Annotated in this window: 6 protein-coding genes; 4 read left to right on the top strand and 2 right to left on the bottom strand. The window is 62.5% G+C overall.

Annotated elements, in window-relative coordinates; translation table 11 throughout:
* Window positions 1-101: 101 nt before the first annotated feature.
* On the bottom strand, window positions 102-1,235 hold the full coding sequence (locus VEK15_24665; GenBank protein ID HXV63917.1) for a hypothetical protein: 1,134 nt from the start codon (window positions 1,233-1,235) through the stop codon (window positions 102-104).
* 537 nt (window positions 1,236-1,772) lie between these two features.
* Here VEK15_24665 and VEK15_24660 point away from each other — a divergent pair.
* The 4 genes from VEK15_24660 (at window position 1,773) to VEK15_24645 (ending at window position 5,513) form a co-directional block, all read left to right on the top strand.
* The gene (locus tag VEK15_24660; protein HXV63916.1) at window positions 1,773-2,267 is read left to right on the top strand and encodes a hypothetical protein; all 495 of its coding nucleotides are present in this window, start codon (window positions 1,773-1,775) and stop codon (window positions 2,265-2,267) included.
* Between the two features lie 478 nt (window positions 2,268-2,745).
* Window positions 2,746-2,910 carry a hypothetical protein gene (locus VEK15_24655; GenBank protein HXV63915.1) on the top strand — a complete coding sequence of 55 codons (165 nt, stop codon included), beginning with the start codon at window positions 2,746-2,748 and terminating at the stop codon, window positions 2,908-2,910.
* A gap of 20 nt (window positions 2,911-2,930) precedes the next feature.
* The gene (locus VEK15_24650) at window positions 2,931-4,847 is read left to right on the top strand and encodes a DUF3604 domain-containing protein (GenBank protein ID HXV63914.1); all 1,917 of its coding nucleotides are present in this window, start codon (window positions 2,931-2,933) and stop codon (window positions 4,845-4,847) included.
* Window positions 4,848-4,862: 15 nt separating this feature from the next.
* On the top strand, window positions 4,863-5,513 hold the full coding sequence (locus VEK15_24645; GenBank protein ID HXV63913.1) for a DUF2959 family protein: 651 nt from the start codon (window positions 4,863-4,865) through the stop codon (window positions 5,511-5,513).
* Window positions 5,514-5,610: 97 nt separating this feature from the next.
* Here VEK15_24645 and VEK15_24640 read toward each other — a convergent pair.
* Window positions 5,611-7,708, bottom strand: a 2,098-nt coding sequence (locus VEK15_24640) for a BamA/TamA family outer membrane protein (protein HXV63912.1), incomplete at its 5' end; no start/stop codon positions are given.

The raw sequence follows: 7,708 nt of genomic DNA, 5'->3' as shown, positions 1-7,708 counted from the left end.
CGTGGAAAACGAAGGCGCGCAAACCCGGCGCTCGCTCTCAGGTCTCATGCGCCGCTGACCAGGAGGCTCGAGCTCGGCGTCGTCGAGCACACGGCGCGTCCCTAGGATCCAGGTGGCGCGACTCCCGCAGCGGACTTGGTTCCTCGGAGAATCCACCGCTGGATCCGCCGGCCATTCCCCGCCTCTCCCGTGTACATCCGGTTCCTCGAGTCGATCGCGATCATATGTGCCCGGATGAACTGACCGGACTGGCGACCCGGCCTGCCGAACCGGTCCAGAATCTTCAAGTCCTTGCGCCGCAGCAACCAGACCCGCTGGTTCGTGCCATCCATGAGGTACAGAATGCTCTGCTCCGGATCGCGAGAGAACTGGAGCGAGAAGCCGGTGCCCGATCCACCCGTCTCCGGACGAACGAACCTCTCCATCAGATACTCGCCGTTCTGCCGGAATACTTGAATGCGGTTGCCGCGACGGTCGGCGACGTAGATCAGACCGTCTTTCGACCCGGCGATGCCGTGAACCGTGCGGAACTGCAAAGGCGGGTCGTCCACCCGGACCGGATACTCGTAGTCGTAGGCGTCGTCCGGCGGTTTTCCGTAAGCTCCCCAGTGACGGAGATATCTTCCGGTCCTGGAGTCGTAAACCACCACGCGCCGGTTGCGGTAGCCGTCCGCGATGAAGACCTCGTTCGTCCTGGGCTCGACGTAGAAGTTCGCGGGTCCGCCCAGGTGGTCGGGATCGTTGCTCCCTTTGTTGACGCCCGGCTCGCCGATCGTCAGGACGTGCTGACCATCCTTCGTGAACTTCATCACGTGGAATCCGTTGCTCGTGCCCGTCCAGACGAAGCCCTCGTGATCGATGTAGATCCCGTGCTCCTGGTCGTACCAGGTGTAACCCTCGCCCGGTCCACCCCAGGCGCGTAGAACCTGGCCCTCGGGATCGAGCTCGAGAACCGGCGGCGCGGGATAGCAGCAATCGGCGATTGGAGGGTCCACGGCCGCCCCGATCTCTTGAGGGGTCAGGCTCGAAGGCATGTGGATCAGCCAGAGGTGGTCGTCGTCATCGACGAACAGGCCCCGGATGTCTCCCCAGATCCAGTCATTAGGAAGCGTCGGGGGCCAGGCGGGGTCCACCTCGTAAACGGGAAGGTTGTCCGCCGTAGGAGAGCCGGGCGCCGGCATCGCGTTGGCCGTTTGGGCAGCCGCTTGGCGCGCGTGGAGAATTGCGAGTGTCAAGGCGACGACTTCGAGGCAAGTCTTCAGAATCTCCGGACGCGGAAGGACACGGTTTGACCGCGCGACGGGCACGCTCTGCACGGCGGTGATTATCGCAGAAGACTCCGACCCGAACCAGCTGCTGGCGAGCGGCAGGCGCCCAGGCGGAAGCCTTGGCGAAGTCGAACGCTCCGCTCACGCAGGGTGGGCTGAGTTCTCTATCACCTCTGTTAGTGCTCAATGCCGTGGCGGGACCCGTAATCGATCGTGCCGCCACGGCTCGGACTGCTTACGGCGCGGCGAGCGCGCCGGGCTCGCTCCGCTCGCGCAGGGTGGGCTGAGTTCTCTATCACCCTGCTAACCACACGGCTCGCATGCTAGACTTCAACAAGATGCAGCGTTCCGAGGGTGAGAGGGCGATGGCCGAACCGACGCCTCTCGGAGGCATTGATGCCAACGGGGTCGACCGAGCGCAAATCCGTCGCCAGCTTCTCCTCACGCCCGCCGAACGGCTCCGTTCACTCGAGTGTTTCCTCGCGTCCCTGCTCAGGGTTCGACGTGGCATCGGTAGAGCCGAAGTTTCACGAGATCCTCATTCGCCTCGCTGACGCGGGAGTCGAGGCCATCGTAGTCGGCATGGCGTCCGCCGTGCTTCAGGGCGTCCCCGCCACGACCTGGGATCTCGACGTCGTCCATCGTCGCACATCCGACAACGTCGATCGCCTGCTCGGCGTTCTGCGTGACCTGCAAGCCGTCGCCAGACACGATCCCCGACATCTGAGACCCGAGGCAGCGCACTTGCTCGGACCAGGGCACGTGCTTCTTCAAACTCGGTACGGTGATGTCGACTGCCTCGGCACGATCGACGAAGGAAGAGGCTATGAAGAGCTTCTCCCGTCGACCATCGTCGTCGAGTTCGAGGGGCGCTCTCTCCGACTATTGTCGCTGCGCGAAATTCTCGCCGTCAAGACGCGGGCAGGTCGTCCCAAAGACGTCGCCCAGATTCCGATCATCCAGTCGACGATCGATGAGATCGAGAGCGCGGGGGAGTGAGCAAAATAGCATCGAGCCCCTAAGGAGCGTAGGAGATCCAACGCTACCGCTCGGCAGGCTGCTTGTTCATCAGCCCGCTAGTCCGGACGAAGGTTCTTCTCGAACCATTCCTCGAGCCGTCGAGGCAGAAGCGTTCTCAATTTGGCCCAATACAAGTCCACACAACTGCGCCGATTGCCCCAGTTAAAAGGCCCTGGCTCTTTCGAAGCTCCGTCACGCATGCGTCTTTGGGTCCGCTGAGCGGCAGGCGCGATATTTGCAATCGTCGGATCCACGAGTCAGTAATGTCGAGGCCATCGAAGAGTATTGCGGGGCCCGAATGGGTGCCTTCTTCTTTGAGCCCCAACCCAAGGGAATCACTCGACGACGATCGGACCTGGACAATGGCGCGCGGTGGTGTTGATTGAACGCGAGCACTACTTCCCTGGCCTCGTCTTGCTGGCACTCATGCGGACCCGGGCCTTACCAGTGCGAGCCGATGTTTCTCCGGGACTATCTGCGCTCCAACGAAATCCCAAATGCGTTCGAGGACTGGCTCAACTCGGGTTTCATCACCGGCGTGTCGTACGACGGTCAGGTGATCGTGGGCCAAGGCGCCGGCCCCCTCGGGTTCCAGGGCTACGTCGTCGTGTTGGGAAGCTGATGCAACAAAAGGAGTGCCTCATGACGCTGAAGTCTTTCTCCACGACTGGGCTCTTCGTCTCGGCCTTCTGCGTGGCCATGACATGGGGCCAGGTGAATGCCCAGGAGCTCGCCGTCACGCCCGAGGACGGACGCAGAGAGTATTCACCGTACCTCGATCATGGCTACCCCCAGCGTGTTTTCTGGGGTGATACCCACGTCCATACCTCGTACTCGACCGACGCCGGCATGGTCGGAAATCGCCTAGGTCCAGACGAGGCCTATCGGTTCGCGCGCGGCGAGATCGTCGTCGCGAGCGGGGGTGTTCGCGCCCGACTGCAACGACCGCTCGACTTTCTCGTGGTGGCCGATCATGCGGAGAATCTCGGCTTGGCCCCCCTGATCGCCGAATCCAGCCCGGAGCTCTTGAGGACGGCTTTCGGTCGCGAGATTCACGGAATGGTTCAGCGCGGTGACTACGGTGCGGCCTACGCGCTCTGGGGCGAGGGGATGAGTGCGCGCAGCGATCCCCTGAAGGGCAACGAGAAACTCACCCGCACGATGTGGGAGCGGCTCACGGCGTCAGCCGAGCGCTACAACGAGCCCGGGGTCTTCACCGCGCTCATCGGGTTCGAATGGACCTCGAGCCCGGATGGCAACAACCTTCACCGCAACGTCGTATTTCGGGACGACAAGGCGGACGCGGACGAGATTCTCCCCTTCAGCAACTACGATTCGACGGATCCGGAGGATCTGTGGCGTTGGATGGGCGCTTACGAGGAAAAGACCGGAGGGCGCGTCCTCGCCATTCCCCATAACGGCAATCTCTCGAACGGCCTGATGTTCGACACCCTGACGCTTATATCGAAGAGACCTTTCGATCGCGACTACGCCGAGCGTCGTATGCGTTGGGAGCCAATCTACGAGGTCACCCAAATCAAGGGCGACGGCGAGGCGCATCCACTCCTCTCGCCGAACGACGAGCTGGCCGACTACGGCACCTGGGACAAGGGAAGCTTCGGGCCCGAGCCCAAGACGCGGGACATGCTCCCTCGCGAATACGCACGTGAGGCGTTGAAGCGGGGCCTCGATTACGAAGAGAGCCTCGGTGCAAACCCCTTCAAATTCGGCATGATCGGTTCCACCGACACCCATACCTCGCTCGCGACCACCGAGGAGAACAACTTCTTCGGCAAGGCGACGCCTGCCGAGCCCTCCGCGGATACGGCGCGATTCGACGAGAAGATCACGGGCTATTTCCAGGAGCCGGGGGCCCCCGACGTCACGATCCGTCACGTGCAGTCGCTCGCCGCGGGACTTGCCGGCGTCTGGGCCACGGCCAACACCCGTGAAGCGCTCTTCGACGCGATGGAGCGCAAAGAAGTCTACGCCACGACAGGGACGCGCATCCTCGTGCGGGTGTTCGCCGGATGGGATTTCGAGGCCGAGGAAGTCACCCGACCCGATTTCGCCCACGCCGGCTACTCCCGTGGCGTCCCCATGGGAGGTGATCTGAGCGATGCGCCCCCGGGCGCCGCGCCCAAGCTCATGATCCGAGCCCTTCGCGATCCCGACGGCGCCAACCTGGATCGCATCCAGGTCGTGAAGGGCTGGCGAGATCGCGCGGGCGCGCTTCACGAGCGCGTCTTCGACGTCGTCGTCTCCGACGGTCGCTCCATCGACGCGGATGGTCGCTGCCGGACTCCGGTCGGAAACACGGTGGACGTCGGGACGGCTACCTATACGAACACCGTCGGGGACGCCCTTTTGATGGGGCACTGGGAAGACCCAGCGTTCGATCCCGAAGAGCGCTCGTTCTATTACGTTCGTGTGCTCGAAATTCCGACACCGCGCTGGACCACGTACGACGCTCGGTTTTTCGGCGTGGCTCTCCCAGACGGCGTGCCAGCGACGCATCAGGAACGGGCTTACACGTCGCCCATCTGGTACGCACCTTAACAAGGATGTATTTCCATGATTACGAAGATCACCCAAACAGCCTGGGCAATCTTTCTGACGCTCAGCATGATCGTTTTCGTTCACCCCGCGACGGTGCTTGCCCAGGCCAATACGCAGAAGATCAGCAAGAACCTCGTCGGGCGCGCCGAGGACATGGTCAAGGAGATCGAGAGAGCGCGAAAGCAGACCGACAAGACGGCCAAGAAATACGATCAGATGTTCTCCCAGAACAGCGTCAAGGCCAGGCAGAAGGCGTACAAAGATCTCAACAAGGAGATCAAGAAAACTGAGGATCGCGTCAAAGAAGTTCGGAAACGCGCGGAGAACATGCAAAAGGAAGCCGACAAGTTTTTTTCAGAGTGGTCCAAGGGGCTCACCAAGATCCAGGACACCGAGCTCCGCGGTTACAGCTACTCCAACATGACGGACAGCCGCGACCGTTACGGGCAGGTCATCGAGGCCGGATTGAAGGCGGGAGGACTCTACGGCTCATTCGTAACCGATCTGAAGAACCAGGTCAGTTACTTCGCGCTCGACATGAGCGATGCCGCGATGGCGAAGCTGACGAAAAACCGGGAAGACACACAACAGAAAGCCAAGGCAATGTTCCAGTCGGCGGACGAGCTAACCCGCACGACCAAGGGCTACATCGCGTCGATGAAGTAAGCACCCGGCGGGAAGCTAAACGGATTGGAGTGCACAATGACGTTGCGACGACTTCCGACGACGAAGCGACTTCCCGGCGTGACGAACCATGCCTCCCTCAGAACGCGAAGCCGAAGCTGAAATGAAACCGTGAGGCCGATTCGCCCTCGCGTGGATCGATGACGCGCGCCCAATCGAGCCGGATGGCGCCGACCGAAAGGACATAGCGGAGGCCGGCGCCCAGGCTTTGACGGAGGTCTGGGATCCGGAAATCGCTCACCCGGGCGAAGACGTTCCCCACATCCCAGAAGACACCGCCCTGGAGACTTCGGTAGAGCGGGAATCGGAGCTCCTGATTGAAGACCCCCACGGCCTGGCCGCCGATGAAGACTTGCTCGCCCGTCTCCGGGACCGTTACCGAGGGGCCTAGCGTGTTCTGCTCGAAGCCGCGCACCGAGCTCGCGCCGCCGGCCTGGAAGCGATCGTCGATGAGGAGAAGCGGGAACTCTCCTGGAGCGACGCCGAGCCGAACTCCGGACGCCCACACCAGGCGCCCCCAGATGGGGTGGTAATAGAACAACTGCCCGTACAGACGGTAGTAGGAAACCTCCGAGCCCCATATCTCGGGCGTGTATTGAAGGGTCACGTTCCAGAAACGTCCCCGGGTCGGATTGGCGAAGCTGTCCCTTCGGTCGTCGATGAACGAGAGCCCGAAGCGCGGACGATTCGTCTCGAAGGCGATGACGGCACCGGTCCCTCGATCGATGGTCTGGCCGCGGTAGCGTGCATAAGAGACGTTCCACTGGAGCGCGAGCTTGTCGTACCGAAAGTCTCTGAGCTTCTTCGTCTGCTGGAAGGTGACCCGGTCGCGACGGAGGTCGAGCCCGGGAATGTCGAGGCGATTCTCTTCGCGCTCGGTGTCGAGTACGAGCTCGGTGATGATGCGTTCGCCAAAAGTCACCGGGAGCCGGAACGTACCACGGTAGAGCTGGTAGTCCTTTTGGAAGAAAACAGAGAGGCCGGCGTTGCTGCCGAAGCCCGCGGGGTTGACGAGGTTGACGCGGACCACACCCTCGAAGCCCCCGTCTTTCGACGCGGTCTCGGCGTCGAGGGCCTGCTCACTCGTCAGGACGTTGTAGCGGATCCCGTAATTGACGTCGAGGTCGGGCTTCTCGTTGACCTGGACGATGACATCCTGCCGCAACTGGCCTTCCTGGGTAGCCTCGACCCGCACGTCCGCGGTACGTAGAATTCCTAGGTCGTAGAGTCTCTTCTGGCTTTCTTGAAAGTCGGTGATCCGAACCGGGTCGCCCTCCTCGAAGGTTAGCTCGTTTCGAACCACCGACTCTCGAGTCCTGACGTTCCCGACGACCCGAATGTGACCGACGCGAGCGCGAGCTCCTTCCTCGATGCCGACCGCGACCACGAGGCCGTCGACAGTTCGAGAAAGCTCGGTGCGAAGCCGGACGTCGGGGAAGCCGTCCTCGCGATAGAGCGTCCGAATCCTCGCCTCACCCCGGCGAATCGCTGGGAAATCGACGGGTTCTCCGGAGGCCACGCCGATGGCCGCGCCGAGCTTCGCCTCATCGAAGACAGTGCTTCCGTCGAAGGTGACATCGGTCACTCTCGTGGCGGCCCCCTCCTCGACGGGTACGGTGATGCGGAACGCGCCCGTCCTCGGGTCGTAAGATTCTGCGAGCTCCCCGATCGAGGCGTCGAGGTACCCTTCGGAGGCGTAGCGTAGTCGGATGCCCCGCTCGAGCTCCGCACGACGCTCGAGCAGCAGAAAGAGAGCTGGCTCGGTGGGGTGAGGAAGGATGGTTCGCAGCGTTTTCTGCTCCAGTACTTCGTTTCCTTCGAAGAGGATCTCGACCCGCTCGCCTCTGGGTCCACGTGCCACATCGAAGACGACGCGCCTCGACTCCTCGCTCTCCTCGACGCGTGCGTCGACCCGCGCGAGATAGTATCGTCGTGCCGCGAGCCCGGCCCGCGCCCTTCGGGCGAGATCGGGGAGCAGGAACGACTCGGGGACGCGTCCGTCCCAGGCACGCTCGATCGATCGCCGCAAGTCTTTTCCGGGGTCGTCACCGCTCCACACGAATTCCGTGCGTTTGCCGGCGTTAATGTCGAAGACGAGGCGAAGTCGCTGGGCCTCATCGGATTCGGTCCTGACCTCGACGATGGCGCTCGGGTAACCCTTCTCGACGAGTCTTCTC

The sequence above is a fragment of the Vicinamibacteria bacterium genome (assembly GCA_035620555.1).
Classification (GTDB): Bacteria; Acidobacteriota; Vicinamibacteria; order Marinacidobacterales; family SMYC01; genus DASPGQ01.
This window is presented reverse-complemented; position numbering and strand designations above follow the sequence as displayed.

Bases quoted from the DNA above. Each gene is read 5' to 3' on its own strand.
- VEK15_24655 (HXV63915.1), top strand. From the start codon at position 2,746: ATGTTTCTCCGGGACTATCTGCGCTCCAACGAAATCCCAAATGCGTTC.
- VEK15_24650 (HXV63914.1), top strand. From the start codon at position 2,931: ATGACGCTGAAGTCTTTCTCCACGACTGGGCTCTTCGTCTCGGCCTTC.
- VEK15_24645 (HXV63913.1), top strand. From the start codon at position 4,863: ATGATTACGAAGATCACCCAAACAGCCTGGGCAATCTTTCTGACGCTC.